At 62.8% G+C, this 20,253-nt stretch carries 21 protein-coding genes and 1 pseudogene; 10 read left to right on the top strand and 12 right to left on the bottom strand.

Annotated features, from left to right (window positions below):
- Positions 1-11: 11 nt before the first annotated feature.
- A complete protein-coding gene (locus H156_RS0100595) occupies positions 12-536 on the top strand; it encodes an SRPBCC family protein (RefSeq protein WP_017365074.1) in 525 nt (174 codons plus the stop codon).
- Positions 537-699: 163 nt separating this feature from the next.
- On the opposite strand, the pseudogene H156_RS15575 reads toward H156_RS0100595, so the two are convergent.
- Positions 700-1,307 (bottom strand): annotated as a pseudogene (locus H156_RS15575) (transposase); the annotation flags it as partial.
- A gap of 256 nt (positions 1,308-1,563) precedes the next feature.
- On the opposite strand from H156_RS15575, the gene H156_RS15570 reads away from it, so the two are divergent.
- The 3 genes from H156_RS15570 (at position 1,564) to H156_RS0100575 (ending at position 3,647) form a co-directional block, all read left to right on the top strand.
- Entirely contained in the window at positions 1,564-2,838 is a 1,275-nt protein-coding gene (locus H156_RS15570; protein WP_238536840.1) for an ArsB/NhaD family transporter, read from the top strand.
- A gap of 160 nt (positions 2,839-2,998) precedes the next feature.
- The gene (locus tag H156_RS0100580) at positions 2,999-3,208 is read left to right on the top strand and encodes a cold-shock protein (RefSeq protein WP_010960118.1); all 210 of its coding nucleotides are present in this window, start codon (positions 2,999-3,001) and stop codon (positions 3,206-3,208) included.
- A 172-nt stretch (positions 3,209-3,380) separates the two neighbouring features.
- Entirely contained in the window at positions 3,381-3,647 is a 267-nt protein-coding gene (locus H156_RS0100575) for an RNA recognition motif domain-containing protein (RefSeq protein ID WP_026045904.1), read from the top strand.
- A gap of 15 nt (positions 3,648-3,662) precedes the next feature.
- Here H156_RS0100575 and H156_RS0100570 read toward each other — a convergent pair whose 3' ends face one another.
- The 7 genes from H156_RS0100570 to H156_RS0100540 all read right to left on the bottom strand — a co-directional run bounded on the left by H156_RS0100570 (position 3,663) and on the right by H156_RS0100540 (position 8,614).
- Entirely contained in the window at positions 3,663-4,331 is a 669-nt protein-coding gene (locus H156_RS0100570) for a thiopurine S-methyltransferase (protein WP_010960120.1), read from the bottom strand.
- Between the two features lie 19 nt (positions 4,332-4,350).
- Positions 4,351-4,695 (bottom strand): hypothetical protein, encoded by a 345-nt coding sequence (locus H156_RS0100565; RefSeq protein WP_017365076.1) that lies wholly within the window; start codon positions 4,693-4,695, stop codon positions 4,351-4,353.
- Between the two features lie 178 nt (positions 4,696-4,873).
- Complete coding sequence (locus tag H156_RS0100560) at positions 4,874-5,461, bottom strand: YcbK family protein (RefSeq protein ID WP_017365077.1); 588 nt, start codon at positions 5,459-5,461, stop codon at positions 4,874-4,876.
- Positions 5,462-5,696: 235 nt separating this feature from the next.
- Positions 5,697-6,380, bottom strand: a complete 684-nt coding sequence (gene mtnC, locus H156_RS0100555; RefSeq protein WP_017365078.1) for an acireductone synthase — start codon at positions 6,378-6,380, stop codon at positions 5,697-5,699.
- Positions 6,377-6,937: a 1,2-dihydroxy-3-keto-5-methylthiopentene dioxygenase gene (locus tag H156_RS0100550; protein ID WP_017365079.1), complete on the bottom strand. Its 561-nt coding sequence runs from the start codon at positions 6,935-6,937 to the stop codon at positions 6,377-6,379. Before H156_RS0100550 ends, mtnC begins: the two co-directional genes overlap by 4 nt.
- Positions 6,934-7,617: a methylthioribulose 1-phosphate dehydratase gene (locus H156_RS0100545; protein WP_017365080.1), complete on the bottom strand. Its 684-nt coding sequence runs from the start codon at positions 7,615-7,617 to the stop codon at positions 6,934-6,936. Before H156_RS0100545 ends, H156_RS0100550 begins: the two co-directional genes overlap by 4 nt.
- A gap of 64 nt (positions 7,618-7,681) precedes the next feature.
- A complete protein-coding gene (locus H156_RS0100540) occupies positions 7,682-8,614 on the bottom strand; it encodes a sulfite exporter TauE/SafE family protein (protein WP_017365081.1) in 933 nt (310 codons plus the stop codon).
- A 319-nt stretch (positions 8,615-8,933) separates the two neighbouring features.
- Between H156_RS0100540 and H156_RS15565 the strand changes: the two genes are divergently transcribed.
- From H156_RS15565 to H156_RS0100510, 6 genes are all read left to right on the top strand, one after another.
- Positions 8,934-9,206, top strand: a complete 273-nt coding sequence (locus tag H156_RS15565; protein ID WP_017365082.1) for a hypothetical protein — start codon at positions 8,934-8,936, stop codon at positions 9,204-9,206.
- A gap of 126 nt (positions 9,207-9,332) precedes the next feature.
- On the top strand, positions 9,333-9,542 hold the full coding sequence (locus H156_RS0100530) for a hypothetical protein (RefSeq protein WP_017365083.1): 210 nt from the start codon (positions 9,333-9,335) through the stop codon (positions 9,540-9,542).
- Positions 9,543-9,615: 73 nt separating this feature from the next.
- Positions 9,616-10,050: a hypothetical protein gene (locus H156_RS17175; protein ID WP_154656616.1), complete on the top strand. Its 435-nt coding sequence runs from the start codon at positions 9,616-9,618 to the stop codon at positions 10,048-10,050.
- 50 nt (positions 10,051-10,100) lie between these two features.
- Complete coding sequence (locus H156_RS0100520; protein WP_017365085.1) at positions 10,101-10,685, top strand: heavy-metal-associated domain-containing protein; 585 nt, start codon at positions 10,101-10,103, stop codon at positions 10,683-10,685.
- A complete protein-coding gene (locus H156_RS0100515) occupies positions 10,678-13,173 on the top strand; it encodes a heavy metal translocating P-type ATPase (protein ID WP_017365086.1) in 2,496 nt (831 codons plus the stop codon). The genes H156_RS0100520 and H156_RS0100515 overlap by 8 nt, the downstream gene beginning before the upstream one ends.
- 173 nt (positions 13,174-13,346) lie before the next feature.
- A complete protein-coding gene (locus tag H156_RS0100510) occupies positions 13,347-13,976 on the top strand; it encodes an HpnM family protein (protein ID WP_161625722.1) in 630 nt (209 codons plus the stop codon).
- A 75-nt stretch (positions 13,977-14,051) separates the two neighbouring features.
- Here the strand turns inward: H156_RS0100510 and H156_RS0100505 are convergent, their stop codons facing one another.
- From H156_RS0100505 to H156_RS0100490, 4 genes are read right to left on the bottom strand one after another with little or no spacing between them, the layout of a single operon-like run.
- Entirely contained in the window at positions 14,052-15,731 is a 1,680-nt protein-coding gene (locus tag H156_RS0100505) for a copper resistance D family protein (protein ID WP_010960132.1), read from the bottom strand.
- 18 nt (positions 15,732-15,749) lie between these two features.
- Positions 15,750-16,130, bottom strand: a complete 381-nt coding sequence (locus H156_RS0100500) for a copper resistance CopC family protein (RefSeq protein WP_010960133.1) — start codon at positions 16,128-16,130, stop codon at positions 15,750-15,752.
- A gap of 26 nt (positions 16,131-16,156) precedes the next feature.
- Positions 16,157-17,545: an aspartate aminotransferase family protein gene (locus H156_RS0100495; RefSeq protein WP_010960134.1), complete on the bottom strand. Its 1,389-nt coding sequence runs from the start codon at positions 17,543-17,545 to the stop codon at positions 16,157-16,159.
- Positions 17,546-17,598: 53 nt separating this feature from the next.
- Positions 17,599-20,253: an MMPL family transporter gene (locus H156_RS0100490; protein WP_017365088.1), complete on the bottom strand. Its 2,655-nt coding sequence runs from the start codon at positions 20,251-20,253 to the stop codon at positions 17,599-17,601.

Here is a 20,253-nt window from a genome sequence, read left to right as displayed (position 1 = left end):
GGAGATACCTCATGAAACCGATGCTCATCCTGACCGCGTTGCTGTTCGCCTCCGTTTCGTTGGCGCACGGACCCACCCCCCAAAAGGTCGTCGAGACCGTGGAGATCGCGGCTCCCGTGGACCGGGTCTGGAACGCCGTGAAGGATTTCGGTGCCATCGCGCAGTGGAATCCCGCTCTGGCCAAGAGCGAAAGCACCGGCGGCAACACCACCGGCGAGAAGCGCATCCTCCATTTTCTCAACGGCGAGCAGCTCACCGAGGAACTCGATGCCTACGACCCGGCAGCCCACGAATATACCTACCGGCTGGGCAAGGATAACGTCAAGGCGCTGCCGGCCAGTTCCTACTCCGCCGTGCTCAAGGTCAAGGCCACCGAGACGGGCAGCCAGATCGAATGGAAGAGTCGGCTCTATCGCGGCGATACCGGAAACTTCCCGCCGGACGAGCTGAACGACGAGGCCGCCGTTGCGGCGATGCAGAGGTTTTTCCGCGCCGGGCTGGACAATCTCAAGAAAAGTCTTGGGCCCCTCGAATGACCCACGATTTCCAATGAATCCGGCCACCGGGCGATTCCACTGACCGAGTCCGGCTCCAATTCCTCGACAAACTGCGGCTTTTCCGGGCAGCTTCGCCCGATTCTTGTTCCGGACCGCCGTGGGCAGCGGCGATGCGGCCCACTTCGGGCGCTATGCGGCCATAGAGCTTGCAGCCATGGTGGCACTGGCCATGCTTCCGGGGCCGGGCCGCATCCAGGTCTTTCTGGCGGCGCTTGGCGGGTTTCCAGGCGGCTGGCATGTCACCCTCTTTGAGCGTTTCCCTGTCATTCCGGGTGACGTGCTGCTTCGGCGCCGGAACCCGCGTGGCATCGATGATCTGTCCGCCCGGGCGATGAAGCCGTTCTCGAGCAGTTGCGCCGTGACGCCCTTGAAGATCGCTTTGGCGCCGGCTTCGTCGGTCCGGTTCCCGGACGGCCACACCATGGTCCGGTCGGGGATGTTCGTGGCCTGGACCAGGCCGCAGCAGCGCTTGCCGCTCATGCGATCCAGCAGCTGATACTCCATCTGCTCGTCGGACAGGTCGTACGGGCGCTTCAGAACCCGAATGCGCACCATGGTTTCAGTGGGAAGCGGCGACCGATCTCCTTCGGGACCGACCGGGCGGGGCGCTATCCGGTCGACTTCCGCCGCCAGCGCGGCAAAGTCGATACAGGCTTCGATTGCCATGAGCGGGCCGCCCGGCTTGTCGAGCTTCTCCCGATGATGCGTGTCCGCAAACAGGTCCGTCTTGATGGCACTGCGCTTCTTCATGGCGCTCTGGCCACAGGTCACGATCCGATGGCAGCAATTTTACCGGGCGGGTCAGGTTGGGGGGTTTTCGAGGTGCCCTTTGGTCTTGGACCGTCCGGTTTCGCCCACCTGGGCCGAAACTGCAACGATCCCGGAGCCGGCCGCGGCGAGCAGGGTAAGATACGCCTTTTTTTCCCGTGCCTCCTTGGTTTGACGGACACACCGGTGTGGAAGTGTGCGGCCTCTACCATAGGCAGAATTTTTCTCAAAGTCGTCCATGAATATCTCCCTCGTTACGCTCGGCGTGGTCTTCTGTCTGATCGCGGCCCGAACCATCGGCGGCTTGCCGGTCAGGATATGGCAGGCGATGTGCGCGGGGGCGCTGACGGTGCTGGCGACGGGAGAGATCGGCTGGCGCGAGGCGCTTGCGGCGATCGATCCCGACGTCATGCTGTTCCTGTTCGGGATGTTCGTGTTGGGGGACGCGCTGGTGGCGAGCGGCTACCTCTATTACGTGGCCTATCGGTGGTTTTCCCGTCTCCGCTCGCCCCAGGGGCTGGTCCTGGTGGTGCTGTACGGCGGCGGTTTGGCGTCGGCGCTGCTGATGAACGATACCGTAGCCATCGTCGGCACGCCGCTGGTGCTGCGGCTGGCTCGGGAGCACGATCTCGATCCGCGCATGATGCTGCTTGCGCTGGCCTTTGCGGTGACTCTGGGGAGCGTTCCGAGTCCGATCGGCAATCCCCAGAATCTGCTGATTGCGACCATGACCGGCCTGCCGGATCCGTTTCCGACTTTTCTCGGCATGCTCGGCGTGCCGACGGTGGTGAACCTGGGGTTGGCGTGGTTGTGGCTGCGCTGGCTCTACCGCGGCAGTCTGCGGGGAGCGCGTCTGGTCCATACGCCCGTCGAGATGCTGGACTGGCGACTGGCAAGGCTCGCCAGAGCGGGACTCTGGCTGATGGTTGCGCTCATTGCCTGGCGCCATTTGCCAGGCGGCGAGAAGGGGATGCGGTTGAGCTGGATCGCCCTCGCCGCGGCAACCCCCGTGTTGCTGTTTGGCTCGGAACGGCGGTCGTTGCTGCGGCGGATCGACTGGCCGACCCTGGCATTCTTCCCGGCCATGTTCGTTCTGATGGCGAGCGTCTGGCAAAGCGGCGCCATCCAGTCCTGGATGGTCCGATGGCCTTTGGATCCGACGGACGTTCCCACCGTCCTCGGCCTGAGTGCCGGGCTTAGCCAACTGGTCTCGAACGTGCCTCTGGTTGCGCTTTATCTGCCCATGCTGCGCGAAGCCGGTATTTCGACCGAGGCGCTGATGGCTTTGGCGGCCGGCAGCACGGTGGCGGGGAATTTTCTGATCCTCGGCGCGGCCAGCAACGTCATCATCGCTCAGCATGCGGAAAAAACATCGAGTTACGCTTGGCTTCCACACGTTTGCGATGGCGGGTGTGCCCCTGGCCTTGATGAACCTGGCCGTTTACTGGGGCTGGCTGTCCGCCTTCCATCCGTTTCGGTGAGCACTCGATCCGTATTTTTCGATTTTTCTTGAAAACGGTACCGAATTACTTTACTTTAGCCCCGTCGTATTGGGGTCCGTGCCACGCAAGTTTCAGTAGCGTTCGTTCCACCCGGAACCATACCCGCTCCACCTGCCCACTCGCCGTAATACTACGCTTTACGTTTCCACCCATTTTTTCGAGAGATTCGATATGTCACAACAGCAACAGGGAACCGTTAAATGGTTCAATGAAAGCAAGGGATTTGGTTTCATCCAGCGTGAAAACGGCAGTGATCTTTTCGTTCATTTCCGTTCGATCCAGGGCCAAGGCTTCAAGACCCTGAAAGAAGGCCAGCGGGTGAGCTTCACCGAGGTCGCCGGCCAGAAAGGGCCGCAGGCCGAGAACGTCGTGGTTCTGTAACCACCATCTCGTTGTGCCGGGATGGCATGCGGGCGGCAAGCCCGCTTGTCGCGTACCGCTACTGACGAAAACAGGCCGCTTCAAGCGGCCTGTTTTTTCCTCTTCACTCAGCGCGACGCCGCGCTTCGTCGCAGCGCTCCGCTCGACCCTCCTTTATGAAGGTGCCCAGCCCATGTTGAAACTTTTTGTCAGAAATTTACCGCCCCAAACGACCGAGGCGGGCCTCAAGGAACTGTTCACCGGCTACGGCAAGGTCTTCGAGCTGCAGCTCAGCCGCGACATGTTCACCGGCAAGGCGCGCGGCACGGCTTCGGTCAGCATGGAAGGCCACGAGGCCCGTAAGGCCATCGAGGCTCTGGACGGTTCCGATTACGAAGGCAAGACGATCTATGTCGCCTTGGACAAGGGGCCACGCTCTGGCGGCCGCGGGCGCCGCTGAGCCTGCCCTCATGGTTCAGGCCGAGGCCTGGGCCCGCAGCCAATAGGCCTTTTCGGTCAGGCGGCTCAATCCTTTGGCGCGCAGCTGCGGATTCCCTTCCAACGCATCGCGCGCCGACAGCAGCTCGATCCGGTAGGCTGGTCCGAACAGGCGAACCACCGCTTCCTCAGGGACGGGGAACGGCGGGCCGCTCATTTCCTCGGCGTCGTATTCCAGCGTAATGAGCAGCATGGGCGGGGTTTCCGGCAGCAGCCGGAAGACCTGCTCGGCATAGCGGCCCTGCATTTCCGGGGGCATCGCCACCAGAGCTGCCCGGTCGTAGATCGCTCCGACCTTGCCGATGAGGTCCGGAGTCAAGTCGAAATAGTTTCCGCACAGCAGGCTTATATCGCCGCTCTCGGCGCGGACGAAGCCGTTTCCGAGCGGTGTCGTAACCGCCGACAAGCCGTTTTCCCGGAAGAACTCGTCGACCGCGATGGGGCTGAGTTCGTTCCCGAGTACGGAATGCCCCCGATTCCGCAGCCAGACCATGTCCAGGGACTTGCCGCAGAGGGGAACGAAAACCCTGGGCCGCGCAGGACCGACGCATCGAGGCCAGAAGGTCTCGAGCAGCGGATTGACTTGTGTCTGGTGAAAGCCCGTCTGCTTCTGCCGCCAGCGCTCGTGCCAGAAATCGGGATCCATGGCCTGCGAATTTCCGCGCTCAGTCCGGCCGGCGCTCAGGATAAACCCCTTTGGGGTTGTAGCCGTAGACGCCGAACGGGCGGGAGAAAGTAAACGCCGCCGGTCCCACCACCAAAGCATCGCCGGCCTTGCGGAAGGCGTCGTGTGGCTCGGCCGCCGAGGCGATGCCGGTGAAGGGGCTGGTTGCCAGGAAAAGCGTCGTGCCGACGATCGTGGCCACCAGGCCGACCGGCCGCATGACCAATACCTCGTTGAGCACTTCGATGAAGCTCATGGGGCCCTTCAGCGTGTTCGGTCCCATGGCTGCGGCATTTTGGGCGGTGGTGAAGATCAGGCACAGCAGGATGAGGCGCGGGGTTTTCATGCGTAGGCGAGTATCCATTCCAGAAGGTGGGCGAACCGTCTCGTCCTGCGGCCGGAGTATCCTGAAGGGAACCGGGCAAGCGCTGGGCCGGCCGCGGAGGGCGCCGGCGACCGTACGGCGGGTCCCGCATAGTTTGCGCAAGCGGGCCCGACCTGTCCAGCGTGCCCGGCCCAGGGCCTTACCAGGAGCGGATGCGTCCCGTGTCCAGATGCACGAAATCGGCGCGGCGGTAATAACCTACGCCGCCGTATTGCAGCGCCAATGCGGTCTTGCGGATCGTGCGGGTGCTGACGTCGCTCATGCGCAGATCGATCGCCTTCCCTTCCATGTGCAGGCTGTGTTCCGCCACCCCGTGGCTGTGTCTGCGCAGCATCCGGTTGGTTTCCGGCGCGCGATAGCCGGAAATGATTTCGAAGGTGCCGCTGGAGCGGGTCATCGCGGAGATCGCGTAGAGAATGTCGATCAGCCCCGGATCCATGGGATAGCTCTCATCGGCGTGATGGTCCCGGAGGAAGTGACTGAATTGCCGCAGCAGAGCTCGGTCGTAGTTCCGTTCCGGACAGCACACCAGGGTCATGTCTTCGCCGGTATGCTTGTTGTAGAGATACAGGGTGCGTTCCCTGCTCAAGGAGTACGCATAGGCGTCGAAGCTGGGAATCAGCAGGGCCCCGGCGGCGGCGATCCCTGCACGGGTGAGAAAACTGCGGCGGCTGAGATTGGGTTCGGATGCGCGCGACGGCGCGCGCAAGGACGAATTGAATCCCATGATTACCCCTATCGGTAGTCGAACGTCTTGATGACAGGGTGCGGGAAAAGCCGCTGCGGCCGGAGCCGATGCCAGTGGCTTTTGCGACATCCTGGTGGCCCGGGGGGCGCATCGACGCACCCCGATCGGGCAAAGGCCAAACTTTAAGCGCTACGAACGCGCGAAATCAACCCTCTGAATGTTACGAAACCGTTACGAGTCGCCGCGGTCGCGTGAGTGGCGCAGTCTCCGAGGATCAGAGGAGTTCCGGTCGGATGGCGTCGAAATCCGCACCCTGTGGGTGATGACTCGCCTTGGCCCCGCCCTCCCGAACCAGCATGAACGTCTTGTAGCCCGCTTCCCTGGCGGCGTCCAGTTCGGCTTCGATGTCCGACAGGAACAGGATTTCCGACGGCGGCAGATTCAGTTCCCGGGCGATGGCGCTATAGGCGGCGGGTTCCTGCTTCGCGCCGATCCGGGTGTCGAAGTAGCCGGAAAACAGGGGCTGCAGATCGCCAGCGGCGGTATGGCCGAACAGCAGGCGCTGGGCGTGCACCGAACCGGAGGAGAACACATACAGGCTGATGCCCTGTTCATGCCAGGCTTTGAGCCGTCGCACGGCGTCGTCGTACACATGCCCGAAGAAGTCGCGGTTACGGTAGCCTTCTTCCCATATGAGCCCCTGGAGCGCCTTGAGCGGCGTGATCTTGCGGTCTTCGTCGATCCAGCGGACGAGCCGGGCGATGACGTGTTCATCGTCCATTGAGGGGTCGCCGGCCGCCACCTTGGCATCGGCGAGCAGGGCCTGCACGGTGGCGTCTCGGGCATGGCTGCGCACGAAGTCGGCCATGCGGGCGCGGGCATAGGGAAACAGCGTTTCCTTCACGAAGGACAGCGAGGAGGTCGTGCCTTCGATGTCAGTGAGAATCGCGCGGATCATGCGTAATGCTTCAGGTAATCCTCGAGCCGGGGGAAGCGGTCGCCGATGTCACTACCGGTGAAATCGGCGACCCAGCCTTCCGCGGTGGTGAACAGCCGGATGCACTTCAGGCAGGGTTCGGCGCCCATGTCGAACCAGTGGCGGGTATTCGAAGGGACGCTCAGGAGGTCGCCCCGCTCGCAAAGGATGGCGTAGACGCGGTCGCCGGGGTGGAGGTAGAACAGGCCGCGGCCTTCGACGAAGAAGCGAACTTCGAAATCGCCGTGAGTATGCTCCCTCAGGAAGCGCGCCCGCAGTTCGTCCTTCTGCGGATGATCGGGGCCGACGCTGATGACGTCGGCCGATTCGAAACCGTATTTCGCCTTCAGGCGTTCGACCGAATCGGCGTAAGCCGCAAGGATCGTCTGCTGTTCGGCATCCGGTTCGAATGCCCGGCCCGCTTGCCAGCGCTCGAACAAAACGCCGATTTCGGCCAGCCGTGCGGCGATGGCATCGCCTTCGCGGATGATCTCCGGCGCCGAGGTCCCGGACTCGGGGTGTATGGTCAGAAGGCTCATCGTTTGACTCCGTGCATGCGGGTTTCCAGGTCGAAGAGGTATTCCAGTGCTTCCACATGGCGCAGCGCGTCGGCGACCGATTTTCCCCAGGTGTAGAAGCCGTGGCCGGCGATGATGTAGGCGTGAACCCTGTCGTGCCGGACCAGGTATTCCTCGATTTTCAGGGCGAGGCGGGGAATGTCCTGATCGTTAGGGAAGACCGGAACAACGATGCGGGTGGCATGGGTATCGATGCCGGCCAGGGCCTTCAGCAACTCGTAGTCTTCCAGGATGACCGCGCCGGTCACCAGCCGCGATAACAGGGTCGAAGCGGGTGAGTGCGGATGCAGCACGGCGTGGGCCTCTGGATAGCGCCGATAGATCCCGGTGTGCAGCAGGGTTTCCGCCGAGGGCTTTCTGCCATCGAGCGAACGGCCTGCGGCGTCCACCAGCATGATGTCCTCGGGGCGCAGCCGGCCTTTGTGCCGGCCGGAAACCGTGATGGCGATCCGGCCGTCGCCGAGGCGGGCGGAAAAATTGCCGCTGGTGGCGGGAACCCAACCGCGGCCGTCGATGAAGCGGCCGGCTTCGATGAGTTCGGCCGCGCGGGTTTCGAATTCGGTGTCGTGCAAGATGGAGGTCCGCCCGAGGAAATTGAGAGAGGAAGCGCCGATTCTAGCGGGCCCGGCGGGCCGACTCAAAATCGGCGGTGGCGGGCCGCTTCTCGTTCGGTCGATTCATCGAGCCGCCGGGGGAAGCGGACATTCAGTGGTTGTGATGCATCCCGGACATGTCCGGTGACATGGGGGCATCCGGCGTGGCCAGGACGAACCCCCAGCGTGATTCGGTGAAGCCGGAGAGTCTTACCACCAGGGAGTGGAAATCGAACCCGCTTTCGCTGGCCTTGAGGCCGCGGTTAACCATCAGTATCCCCAGGATCAGCACGATGACACCCGAGAACCGGACCAGCCTGGGTTTCAGCCCGGCCGAGATGAGCGTGGCGAACCATCCGAAACTGAGCATCACCGGCAGCGTCCCCAGACCGAAAAAGAACATCAGCAGGGCGCCCTCAAGCGGGCTGCCGGTGCCCGCGGCCATGACGTACATGGCTTGCAGCGGGCCGCAGATGATCATGAGACCGTTGAGCAGGCCGATGACGAAGGGGCTGTGGGACCGCCTCGACTGAGCGCCGATGAAGCGCAGCAGGAAGCTCGGGGTCTTGATCTGGAAATGGCTCAGGGCGGGAATCCAGCGCAGCATCCCTAAGCTGAACAGCACCAGGAACAGGCCGGCGGCGATGCCGATGGCACCCCGAAGTATCGGCGAGAAGGAAAATATCGAGCCGATCAGGCCGAAACCCGCTCCGATCAAGGTGTAGGACAGGGTCTTGCCGGTCCCGTAGAGCAGATGGGAGAAGGGAGTGGGTCTGCCGCCGCTGGCGGGTTTGGCCGCATACGCCAGCACCAGCGCCCCGCACATGCCGACGCAGTGGAAACCGGTCAGAAGACCGGTGACGAACAGCAGCCAGTAGTTCATGTCGCGCCCCAACTCCGGCATCTGGGCCAGGGTACCCATGCGTTCGTCCAGGAAGAGGATGACGATGACGCCCAGGATTCCCAGGACGATCGCGCCAGGCCGTCTGAGCCAGGTCGAGGGGCTCGCGAGGGACTGCCGGTTCGCTGCGTTGGTCGAGTTCATAGTTCCGATGGGTAGTGGTACGGAAGATGTGTGAGGACGGCCAGGATGCCTGGAGATTATAAAGCGTGCAGGTTTTCTGCCAGTTTGTCCGTAAGTCGAATCTCGCGGGTCCCCGGATCTTGGCGAGCGGGGGAGGAAAGATTGGTTTCAAAAGTGCGTGATATCACGCAGCCTGCCTGTGTGATACGCCATGACCTCATGCGTCGCCGCGTCACCGTCGAGTCGCGGCTCGTTGCGAATCAATCGGCTGGGTATTGGGCACGAATGTTGAAAAAGATTGTTTCGTCGCAGCATTCATTTCCATCAGAGCGAGCCGAACATGAAAACTTCCCAGGTAGCCCATGTGAAAACCGTCGAAAAGTCAAAAACGGCCCGCACGCGGAAGCAGGATGCGCCCCTCGGACCCCTGCTGATCGGCACCGGTCTCGCTTTCGCTTCATTGATTCTGGTGCCTGCGATCGCGACCCAGGTCGGTTTGGGGACCAGTTTGACCGGGGCACTCCGGATCGCCCTCATGAAGGCTTCCAGCCGTGCCATCCGGGGGTCGGGCGACGGCGCCGAAGCTGCGACCATGAGCTTCAGCTGTCACTGAATTCCAACCTTCCCGCCGGGAATCCCGGTGCAGACTCCGCAAGCTGTCAAGCTGCCGCGGAGTTTTTTATTATTATAACTGCTCGAGTTCGTTGATTTTTCGTTAGAGACGTCAAGGAGGCGATGGATGGACACCGAACCGCGTGTTTGCGACCTGTGCAGTCTGTCGGTGATCCCGCCGGGCTTTCCCCTCAATACCACCAGCGGGCTCAAGGTCTTCTGCTGTGAAGGCTGCCAGGGCATCTACGCGATGCTGCACGAGGCCGATATCCTGCCGGAGGCCGGACCCGCCCGCGCAGGATCGCCGGATTTACCTCTTTCGAGCGATGACCGATAATCGGACACGGCTCTCGACCGCTCCCCTCGAAGGGGCGTCGGATTGTTCGGCAAAGTCAGCGAGGAACTAGATCATGGCTCATGTACACGGCGGAAAGACGATGGCGGACGCGGCGATGGGCGCGGCCAAGGCGATGGAGCACGGAATGATGGGGCCGATGGCGGGTATGGAGGGCATGATGAATCACGGTGTGATGCACGGCGCCCGCCAGCTGGTCCAGTCGTCGCACAACGTCGCCACGGTGGCCAAGGGTGCGGCGGTGGGCGCGGCAGCGACGGCGGGGACGCACACCGGCCGCTCGCTGTTCAAGCGGGTGTTCACCCATCCGCTGGTGCTGTTCGGCCTGGGCATGGCCGCAGGCTATTACATTCACAAATACCGCAAGGAAATCATCGGCTCGGCCATGAGCGTAGCCGAAGGCGGCAAGGATTTCATCCTTCAGCAGCGGGAAAATCTGGAAGACCTGCTGGCCGAACGCCAGGAGGGGTCCGAGCGGGGTGATGCCTGAACAGGTGGATGAAACCAGCGGGCAGTCCGAGGCGATGCGTCGATGAGATCATGTCACTGAAAAAACAGATCATCTTGCGTTACAACGGTGTCGGCCACGTGCGGTTCGAGCTGCCGGCCCCGCTCTGCGAGGTTTCGGCCCGGACTCAGATCAAGGCTGCTTTGCGGGCGCTCGACGGCGTTTACCGCGTCAGCCTGTCGCCGGGCAGCCGCAAACTATCGGTGCGTTTCGACATCGCCGTGTGCGATCTCAAAGTCATTGCGCGGCGGCTGGCCCAACTCGTCGATGCCGGTGTCGGACAGTCGGGTCGGGTGCCGGGAAGGGTGGGCATCGTGGGCGGCCGGCCGTTCGGCTGGCTGCGGGAAAAAGCGCAGGAAGCGGGCGAAACCCTGGCGGCCATGAAAATAGTCGCCGGGCGGACCCTGAAAAAATCGCCCAGGCTGCTGACGCCAGCGCGGGAAAGAGGATTCATAGAGTTCTTCAATGATGTGCTGGTGCTCTATCTCATCAAGCTGCACTGGCATCTCATCACCCAGCACTGGCTGCGACAGCCGCTGCGCTACCGCTACGAGTGGATGGCGGTGTTCTACCTGATTTTCCTGCTGGTCCGGTCCCGGCGTCCCCGCAATGTCTGACTCCGCAGGGTTGGATACTTCGACGCCCCGAGCTCCGGCGGCGCCGTTCGCGCATGCCTGGCCCAATCTGGATGTCGTGCATGCCTTGCGGCGGCGTATCCGGATCCAGGCGCCGGCGCTGCGCAAGGACCCGGAGCGTTGTTACCTCTTGCAGATTCTCCTGCTCAAGCATGCCGGCATACGGTCCGTGCGGGTGGTGGCGGACCTCGGCTCGGTGGCGATCCGCTTCAATCCGGAACAGCTGCCGCGTGCGAATTTGCTGCAGGTGGCGGATCACCTGATCGCCAGCCTGGGCCGCCGCAGACCGGCGCCGGAAACGCCCGGGATCCCGGTTGGTAACGGGCCGGTGCGGGAGTGGCAGTTCGCGATCGAAGGAATGACCTGCGTTTCCTGTGCGCTGCTCATCGAAATGATGCTGAAGCGGCAGCCGGGTATCCGCGACGTATCAGTCAATTTCGCCACGGAAACCGCCACCGTCCGGGCCGTCCTCGGCCGCGATGCAGTCATGGCGGCCATCGCGCGGCTCGGCTATCGCGCCCATGCGGCCGACAGCATCGTCCAGCGCAAACTCATGGCGGCGCGGGAAGCCGAACGCCTGCGTAAGGCGCGGCGTCAGGCTCTGGTGTCGGTCCTCCTCAGCGCTCCCGTCATCGTCCTCGGTATGGTAATGCCGCACGGACGGGTATGGGCCTGGCTGAGCGCCATCCTCACGACACCGGTGGTACTCGGCAGCGGCCGCTCGTTTTTCTCCAAGGCATGGAAACTCGCCGGTCAGGGTACCGCCAACATGGACTCGCTAGTCGCGCTGGGCGTCGGGGCGGCTTACGGTTCCAGTGTCGTGGCCTTGCTGACGCGGCGCGGGGAGCTTTATTTCGAGGCCGCGGCCGCCATCGTGAGTTTCGTGCTGTACGGGCGTTACGTGGAGGAGACCAGCCGCGGGCGCGCTCATGAAGCGATTCGGCGTCTCCTCGACCTGCAGCCTGCCACCGCTACGCTCCTGAAGGACGGCGAGGAATTCGAGGTGCCGGTCGAATCTTTGCAGGTGGGAGACGTGGTAAGGGTGCGTCCCGGTGACCGTCTGCCCACCGATGGCGAGGTTCTCAGCGGCATTTCCGGGATCGACGAATCCATGGTGACGGGTGAAAGCGTTCCCGCCATCAAACGGCCCGGCGACCGGGTGATCGGCGGCTGCGTCAACGGCTCCGGCGCGCTCCAGGTCAGGGTCACGGCCGTGGGGGAGGACACGGTACTGGCCGGGATCATCCACATGGTGGAGCAGGCCCAGTCCTCGAAGCTGCCGATCCAGAAGACCGTGGACCGGGTTTCCGCGGTGTTCGTGCCGACCGTCCTGGTGATTTCCGCCGGCACCTTCCTGGGCTGGGTCTGGCTCGGCGCGCCCGCGGCCAGGGCCTTCGCCAATGCCATCGCGGTGCTGCTCATCGCCTGCCCCTGCGCACTGGGGTTGGCGACGCCGGCGGCGATCATGGTCGGCACGGGGCAGGCCGCCCGTAAGGGCATCTACATCCGCAATGGCGAAAGCCTGGAGATGGCGTCGAAACTCACTGCGATCGTGTTCGACAAGACCGGCACCATCACCGAAGGCAAGCCGGAAGTCACCGACCTCATCCGGTTTGCGCGGCTGGGCGAGACCCGGTTGCTGAGCCTGGCGGCGGCGGCGGAAATCGATTCCGAGCATTTCCTGGCACGGGCGATCGTCCGCAAGGCTCGGGACGTCGGAGCCGAACCGCTGGTTTCCCATGCGTTCGACAGCGTGCCGGGACGAGGTATCCGTGCCCGGGTGGATCGGCGTGAGGTATTGATAGGCAACGCTGAATGGCTGGAAGAGTCCGGCGTCGGTCTTACGGCGGCGGTAGAGCCGGTCGCGAACCTGGCCGGGCAGGGCAAGACCCCGGTTTTCATGGCGCTGGACGGCAAGCTCGCGGCAGTGTTCGGCATCGCGGACCGGCCCCGGGAGCATGCGCGGGCCGCCATTCAGAGACTGCAGGACCTGAACGTCCGCACCCTGATGGTGACGGGCGACGTGGAAGCGGCTGCCCAGCACATTGCGCAGCAGGTGGGCATTGCGGAAGTGACCGCCCGTGCCCGTCCGGAGCGTAAGCTGGAGATCATCCGCGCCCTGCAGGAGCAAGGGGAGCGGGTGGGGATGATCGGCGACGGCGTCAACGATGCGCCCGCGCTGGCCGCCGCGGACGTGAGCTTCGCCATAGGTAGCGGCACCGACGTGGCGATCCAGACCGCCGACATGATCATCAGCCAGGGCGACATCAGCCGGGTGGCGGACGGCATGGCGCTGAGCCAATTCACACTGCGGGTCGTCCATCAGAATCTGGCGTGGGCCTTCGGCTACAACACGATCGCGATTCCTCTCGCGGTCATGGGACGGTTGAGTCCCATGATCGCGGCGGGCGCCATGGCTTTCAGTTCCGTTTCCGTGGTATTGAATTCCCTGCGTCTGCAGCGGCGGTAGGCGCCCTGCCGTTTCCCCCGGGAAGGTGTTCCCGGGCGTATCATCCTCCCGTCTTTCAAACGCGACGCCTGCATCGAAGGGAGCGCGATGCCGCCATTTGGTTCAAAACCGGTTCGGGGGATGTGGGTCTTATGGTATATTTTGTTGCAAATATGCCTATGGTGAGGAATCCCATGTTCTTACGAATGCTTGGCGGGTTGGCGCTGGCCTTGATGTTGTCGGCGGGGAGGGTCGCCACCGCCGACACCGGTACGGAGGCCGCGCGCGCGGTGGTGGATAAATTGAACGGCGCGCTCATCGACGTGATGAGAAATGCAAAACAATTGGGTTATCAAGGCCGATACAAGAAGCTTGATCCCATCGTGCGCGAGGTCTTCCAGTTCGAAGCCGTGGCCCAGATTGCCCTGGGGGCGCACTGGAAGACATTGAATGATGACCAGAAGCGGGAGTTCGTGAAAAAGCTCACGGAGCTGAGCATTGCCACCTATGCCGCTCAGTTCAACAGCTACGCCGGCGAACAGTTCCAGTACGATTCGGATCAGGCGGTCAAGCCCGACCGCGTGGTGGTGCGCTACAAAATGGTGGCGCCCAAGGAAACTCCCGTGAAGTTCGACTACATGGTCAACCAGTTCGACGGTAAGTGGGAGATCATCAACATCGTCGTCGACGGCATCAGCGATCTGGCGCTGAAAAAAGCCCAGTACACCAGCGTCATCGACCGGGAGGGTTTTGATGTGCTCATGAGCAAGCTGACTCAGAAGATCACCGACTACGCCAACAACGAAAATAACTCCAAGAGTTGACTCGCCCTGCGATGGGCGGCAGAAAAAAGCATCCTGCGGGATGCTTTTTTTCTGCGCGCCGTGGTCCTCCCTGGGTCAGTACAGCGGCTCCCGGTAGAACATCAGGAAATTGCCGATCACGAACATGGCGAGGATCGACAGGAAGCCGGCCACCTGACCCGTGTCGAAGCGGCTCGAGGCAGACTGCGAAGACACCACCGGCGCAGCCGCCAGTCTGAGCTCCAGCCAGCGTCCGCTGGCGACCACGACCGCCAGGAGGCCCATGGCGGTGTGGGTCGACTGGATCAGATACTCGCTTTTGAGCTCGAATTCGGCGTGTGAGTGTGTGAGCAGCAGAATGCCGCCGAAGGCACTGAGGACTGGAAACATATAGCGCAGCCGGTGGGCATCGGGTCGGGTGCGGGCGCGCAGCTCCAGGACGCCGAGCATGAACGCCAGCAGCGTGGCGATGCGGTGTTGGAAAACCTCGCCGTTGCCGAAGGTGCTCTCCCAGAATCCGATCGGCCCCAGCGGCCAGGTTTCGGCGTCACTGCGGAAGAACAGGAAGATGCTCAGGCCGATGAACCCCACGGGCCAGTAACGGGTCCAGCGGAAGCGTCCGGTATAGGAGAGCATCGCTACCAGACACATACCGGTCAGGAAGATGCCGGAGATGTTGTGGTTGTAGTCCGACCACTCGGTGGCGGCGACCGAAGGGACCTTGTCGACCACCGCGACTCTGCCTGGTTCACCGGCCAGAAGCTGCTCATGGGTCGGGGAGCTGATCTTGGGCAGGCGGGGTGAGAACATGTAGGCCACTTCCGAGACCGTCGCCGTGGTGTCCTTGATGTCCACCGAGGGCGGCTGCGACGACAGTGTGGCGGCGACGAACAGGACGCCCACCAGTACGAAAGTCTCGGCTTCGATGAAATACGGCACCTTGCCGGTCAGATCGGCGGAGGCGCCGCGTTCCTTCCACTCCTTCCCGGCCTTGTGGTTGCGGTAAGCGAAGTAGAGTGCGCCTGCCATCAGTGCGACCTTGGTCGCCACCAGGCTGCCATAGCCGGTGCCGAAAAGTCCGTCCAGCGAGCCGATGTATTCCACGGCCAGCGGCAGCCCGGTGGAAACCAGCAGCAGCACGGAGGCCGCGCCCAGCCACCCGAAACGCGTGATGGCGCGGGGCCAGAACTGATGAGCCACCCGTTCCGAGCGCCGGGAATGCCAGAGGAACAGAAGCTGAGCGACGCCGCCGACCCAGACCGCAGCGGCCAGCTGGTGGATCACCGTCAGTATCATGAGCCGTTCGCGGTGTTCGAAACGCCCGACCCCGTGCACCAGCCAGGCACCGCTGATCACCAGCGGCACGGTCAGGATCGCTGCGGTGTTCCAGGCCGAACGGTCAGCCGGCGAAACGCTGAGTCGCCCGGCCACGTAAATGAATCCACACGAGAGGAAGAAGCGGAGCAGGCCGGCGATGAACTGTACCGTCCCGAAATAGGCCTCGAGAGGGAAATCGCCGAGCGTCGCGGCGAGCAGCACGCCCTTGATCAGCAGTTTGGTGCCCTGCATGGCCGCCAGCGTGATCGCGCCTCCCTTCAGCAGACGGACGCAAACGGCGACGACCGGTTCCGGCGCGCCGTCGTCTCCCCCGGCTCTGTCCCAGATCCGCAGGATCCAGGCGGCCCAGATCAGGCTGCCGACGATCAGCGCATAGCTGATGAGCATCAAGCCGCCGAGGAAGTCATCGATGAAATTGGCCAAGCCTTGTATGAACATGGAGGGAGCGACCTCGGGTTACGGGTTATCGACGCGGAAACGGATCACGTTTTCGGTGAAGTGCCCGTCAGCCGCGAACACCTTGTATTTCAGGGCATAGTCGCCGGGTTCCAGAGGGGGGATGTCGACCAGCATCTCGCCCGCTTTCTTGCCCTTGGCGATGTGGACGGGGTGGAACACGTCGCCTTTGCTGACTAGGAACACCCGCGAGAGCGCGAGTTCGACCCCGGAGTTGAAAAACAGCACCACCTTGGTTGCGTGATGGGGCTCCACCGGCTCCTTGGTCAGCGAAGATTCGGTGACGACGGCATGACTCCAGGCCGCGGAGCTGAATACAAGGAGACTTACGGCGATGCCCCGGAGGGGCTTGCCGAATGGCTGGATGGCGTGAAGGAACATGGCTACCTGTCCGATTGAGTGAAGGGTCAGCCGGCCTTGGTCTTGAGGGCGTGGCTGGTCAGGTTCTTGCCCAGGTCCCAGATGGCGCCGGGAACCTTGTGGCAATCGGCGATGACCGTGTCCATGGCCTGGAGTATCCAGTCGGCGTCCCTCTGGCCGATCACCAGCGGCGGCAGGAACTTGACCACGTTCATGCCATGCCCCGCCACCTGGCTCAGGATGCGGTGATTCTTGAACAGCGGGATGGTGATCATCTGGCTGAACAGGCCCTTGTTGGCAGTTTCCAGGAGGCTCCAGGCGGCCTTGAGCGAAAAGCTCTTCGGCGCGCCGAATTCGACCGCGATCATCATGCCTTTCCCTCGCACCGCGTGCAGCAGCTCGTATCGGTCGGTCATCGCCCGGATTCCGGAAATGATCTGCTCGCCGAGCTTGGCCGCGTTTTCGACCAGGCGCTCCTCTGCCAGGACTTCCAGGGTGGCAATGCCGGCGGCCATCGCCATGTTGTTCTTGGAAAAGGTCGATCCATGGACCACGGCGCGGTCCATCCGGTTGAACACCGCCTCCATGATGTGCTTTTTCATGGCGACGGCACCGACCGGAATGAATCCGCCGGACAGTGCCTTTGCCATCAGGATCATGTCCGGCTCGACGCCCCAGTGTTCGATCGCCCAGAATTTCCCGGTGCGGCCGATACCGGTCTGGATCTCGTCAGCCACGAACAGTGCCCCGTGCTTCCGGCACAGACGGGCGGCCTCGGCCAGATAACCCTCATCCGGCAGGTTGACCCCCTTGCCCTGGATCGGCTCGACGATGAAGGCGGCCACGTCGTTGTGGCGGAGGGCGGCCTCGAGGGCGCCGAGGTCGTTGAATGGCACGGCCTTGCAGGCCGGCAGCAGCGGGCCGAAGCCGTCGCGGAACACCTGCTCGCCGTTCAGCGAAAGCGCTCCCAGGGTGAGGCCGTGGAAGCCGTGTTCGCAATACACGATCTTTTCCCGCTTGGTGGTGTAGCGGGCGAACTTGATGGCCGCTTCCACGGCTTCGGCGCCGGAGTTGCAGTAGAACATCCGCGACAAGTCGCCGGGGCAGCGCTGCAGAATCTTTTCCGACAACAGGCCGCTCAGGAGGGATACGTCCATCTGCACCAGATCGGGAAGCTGGGCATCCAGCACGTCCTTGAGCGCCCCGACCACCTGGGGATGGTTGCGTCCCAGGGCGAACACGCCGAAGCCGCTGAGGAGGTCCAGGTATTCGCGGTCCTGATCGTCGTAGAGGTAAGGGCCCTGCGCCCGGACGTACACCCGGTCGTAGCCGATCGTCTTCAACACCCGGACCATCTGGGTATTGAGATGTTTCTCATGCAGATCGAAATTTTCGCCTCTGCGGTTCTTCAGCAGGTCGGCAATACGACTCGACATCGACAACCTCGGGTTTGGTAAATTGTCAAATCTCGCATTCTACACCAAGCCCCTCAGACCTTGACCCGCCGCGCGGCGAACGCCGGCAGCACTATCAGGGCACAGACCAGGGACAGCATCAGGCCGATGGCGAGCAGGATGCCCATGGACGACATGCCTGGGTGCGGGGTGAAGGCGAGGCTGGCGAAGCTGAATACGGTGGTCAGGGCGCCGTAAAACACGCCCTTGGCTTCACTGGAATCCAGCAAGGCATCGTGCGTGGATTTCAGGTAATGCAGCCGGTGCGCCATGTGGATGCCGTTGTCTACGCCCAGGCCGAACAGGAGCGGCAGGGCGATGATGTTGGCGAAATTGAAGGGCACGTGGATGAGCACCGTCACGGCTGCGGTGAACAGAGAGGCGAGCAGCAGGGGCAACAGGACCAGCAGGGTATCCTTGAGGTTTCTCAGTATCAGCAGCAGCAGAAGCGTGATCGCACCGAGCGCCGTGCCGAACGCCTGGGCGAAAGCGACGATGACGGCGTTCATCGATTCCAGGTAGGTCACCGGCAGGTCGGTCACGTCGGGGTCCACCGTCTGGGCTTGCTGGATGAATTCACGCAGTTTGTCCAGATCATTCAGGTCGTATCTGGGGAAGATCTGCAGGCGGTAGAGCCCGTCCTTGCTGATCCAGCGCTCGCGGATGTCCGCGGGAAGGGAGTCCAGAGTGATCGGCTCGGCTTCCAGACTGGTACTCAGATGGGTGATGGTTTTCCTCAAGCCTCCCAGAACGCTTTTTTCGAGAGCGTCGAGGCGGTCCTGAACCGCCTGTGGGGGCGATGCACGGAGTTGTTCGAGGAGCCGTTCGAGGCTGCCGTCCAGCGCGGCGACATCGGGATCGTGGCTTTTTTCGAGGCGCTTGCGCAGCGCGGCATGCAGTTTTTCCAGGGTCTGCAGGTTCGGCTTGGCCTCGGAGGCGGCCGGAAAATTCTGCAGCTGAGGTCCGAGCACCAGCGCCAGATCCGCGATGGCGGCAAGTTTTTCGTCCTGCCGGTCGGGAACGAAATCGAATATGCTGCGCACGCTGTCGACCGAAGCGAGTTCCTCGAACCGTCGAATCCTGGCGTGGGCATCCTCTTCGTTCGAGGCGAGCGAGGCCAGGGTCATTGGCGAGGTGTCGCGAGACTTGAGCAGATACTTGAAAGTCTTGACCGATTCGGTGGACGGATCGCGCAGGTTGATCGGATTGAAGTCGATCATGATGCGGCTCAGCAGGGCAGCGGCCGCGACGCCCAGGATCAGGGTCAGTATCCGGATCGGCCCGGCATAGCGCATCGGCCAGTTGGAAAGCAGGGCCCGGGTCAACGCGCGCGGTCTGTGCTGGACCGCGCGGCGGGAAGGCTTGTAAGGCAATATGTTCATGATCGCCGGCAGCACGGTGAAGGTGGTCGCCAGGGCGATGAACATGCTGGTGCCGGCGATGATGCCGAGTTCCGCGACGCCGGAGTAGGCCGTCGGGATGAACGCGTAGAGGCCGATGGCAGCGGTCAGCGTACACAGGAGCAGCGCCGAGCCCGTCGACGCGAAGGTTTCGCGTAAGGCGGCCCGCTGCGGCATGCCGCGCAGGATCAGCTCCCGGTACCGCAGGCAGAAATGGGACGAATAGGCATCCCCCATGCCGATGAACAGCACTGTGAAGGAGATCGAGATCAGGTTGAGCTGGCCGATCGCCAGGGTGGCGAAACCCATGGAAAACACCAAACCCATACCCAGTGTCAGGAACGTGGCGAACATCAGCCTGAACGACCGGTAGGCCAACCACAGTGTCAGGCAGACCAGCACGGTGGAGACGAGGCCGGCGACCGTGACGCTTTCCTGCACCGTCAGCATTTCCTCGTATTCCAGGACGACTTCGCCGGTCTTGCGTACCTGGACGTCGGACAGGGTGTCGGCGCGGATGTCGTCTATGGCCCGGTCGATGGTGGCCATGGCCTTTGCCGCCGGCATCAGTTCCTCGAAGAACAGTTTCGGCCGGATGACGATGAAACGCTTGGTGATACCGAGGCCTTCCTTTTGCCCCATGATCAACTGTTGCCAGGACAGGCGGTAGGGCCGTTGCTCCAGCGCGGCTCGAAATGCCTCGTCGAGGCGGCGGGTGAAGGCGCCCAGTTCCACCGGGAGGTCCGATTCCTTGGCGTCCAACGCCTGGGCATAGATGCCGAAAAAACCGTCGAGGCTGTTGTCTTCGGCCAGCCGTCCGAAGAATGGCTGGGCGGCAGACAGATCCCGGCTGACCTTTTCCAGGTCTTCCAGGTTCAGATAAAGGAGTCCGTTGCGGGCGAAGAAATCGCCGCCGTCGGGCACATAGACCGACTCGATCGTTGCCGGCTGCCCGGCCAGCTTCTGCTGGAGGGCGTCGACGGCATCCGACGCCTGTTCGGGCGTTTTGCCCTCGACCAGTAACACGACGGTGGAGACGTCCTGGGGAAATTCCGTTTCGAACCGGATCCTGTTCTTCTGGAACGGGAGTTCCGTCGAGAGGGTGTCCGCCGTGTTGGTATTCACGGTCAGGTATTTCATCGTGTACTGCAGCGTCACGCCGCAGGCGGCCAACGCGACGAACAAGACCAGCCATGGGTGGGTCAGTACCCTGGATTCCCAGCCGTGCATCAGCCGGATGAGAAAACTCGTCCGGGCTTCCTGCGTTGCGGTCTTTTTTCCTTTGGACAT

The sequence above is a fragment of the Methylococcus capsulatus str. Texas = ATCC 19069 genome (assembly GCF_000424685.1).
GTDB lineage: Bacteria > Pseudomonadota > Gammaproteobacteria > Methylococcales > Methylococcaceae > Methylococcus > Methylococcus capsulatus.
Note: the sequence above shows the minus strand (reverse complement) of the source record. Positions and strands in the feature narration are given on the sequence as shown.

Bases quoted from the DNA above. Each gene is read 5' to 3' on its own strand.
- H156_RS0100540 (WP_017365081.1), bottom strand. From the start codon at position 8,614: ATGAACTCGACCAACGCAGCGAACCGGCAGTCCCTCGCGAGCCCCTCG.
- H156_RS0100505 (WP_010960132.1), bottom strand. From the start codon at position 15,731: ATGTTCATACAAGGCTTGGCCAATTTCATCGATGACTTCCTCGGCGGC.
- mtnC (WP_017365078.1), bottom strand. From the start codon at position 6,380: ATGATCCGCGCGATTCTCACTGACATCGAAGGCACGACCTCCTCGCTG.
- H156_RS0100510 (WP_161625722.1), top strand. From the start codon at position 13,347: ATGTTCTTACGAATGCTTGGCGGGTTGGCGCTGGCCTTGATGTTGTCG.
- H156_RS0100490 (WP_017365088.1), bottom strand. From the start codon at position 20,253: ATGTCCAAAGGAAAAAAGACCGCAACGCAGGAAGCCCGGACGAGTTTT.
- H156_RS0100520 (WP_017365085.1), top strand. From the start codon at position 10,101: ATGTCACTGAAAAAACAGATCATCTTGCGTTACAACGGTGTCGGCCAC.
- H156_RS0100580 (WP_010960118.1), top strand. From the start codon at position 2,999: ATGTCACAACAGCAACAGGGAACCGTTAAATGGTTCAATGAAAGCAAG.
- H156_RS0100575 (WP_026045904.1), top strand. From the start codon at position 3,381: ATGTTGAAACTTTTTGTCAGAAATTTACCGCCCCAAACGACCGAGGCG.
- H156_RS0100570 (WP_010960120.1), bottom strand. From the start codon at position 4,331: ATGGATCCCGATTTCTGGCACGAGCGCTGGCGGCAGAAGCAGACGGGC.
- H156_RS15570 (WP_238536840.1), top strand. From the start codon at position 1,564: ATGAATATCTCCCTCGTTACGCTCGGCGTGGTCTTCTGTCTGATCGCG.
- H156_RS0100500 (WP_010960133.1), bottom strand. From the start codon at position 16,130: ATGTTCCTTCACGCCATCCAGCCATTCGGCAAGCCCCTCCGGGGCATC.
- H156_RS0100530 (WP_017365083.1), top strand. From the start codon at position 9,333: ATGGACACCGAACCGCGTGTTTGCGACCTGTGCAGTCTGTCGGTGATC.
- H156_RS17175 (WP_154656616.1), top strand. From the start codon at position 9,616: ATGGCTCATGTACACGGCGGAAAGACGATGGCGGACGCGGCGATGGGC.
- H156_RS0100565 (WP_017365076.1), bottom strand. From the start codon at position 4,695: ATGAAAACCCCGCGCCTCATCCTGCTGTGCCTGATCTTCACCACCGCC.
- H156_RS0100495 (WP_010960134.1), bottom strand. From the start codon at position 17,545: ATGTCGAGTCGTATTGCCGACCTGCTGAAGAACCGCAGAGGCGAAAAT.
- H156_RS0100550 (WP_017365079.1), bottom strand. From the start codon at position 6,937: ATGAGCCTTCTGACCATACACCCCGAGTCCGGGACCTCGGCGCCGGAG.
- H156_RS0100560 (WP_017365077.1), bottom strand. From the start codon at position 5,461: ATGGGATTCAATTCGTCCTTGCGCGCGCCGTCGCGCGCATCCGAACCC.
- H156_RS0100515 (WP_017365086.1), top strand. From the start codon at position 10,678: ATGTCTGACTCCGCAGGGTTGGATACTTCGACGCCCCGAGCTCCGGCG.
- H156_RS0100595 (WP_017365074.1), top strand. From the start codon at position 12: ATGAAACCGATGCTCATCCTGACCGCGTTGCTGTTCGCCTCCGTTTCG.
- H156_RS15565 (WP_017365082.1), top strand. From the start codon at position 8,934: ATGAAAACTTCCCAGGTAGCCCATGTGAAAACCGTCGAAAAGTCAAAA.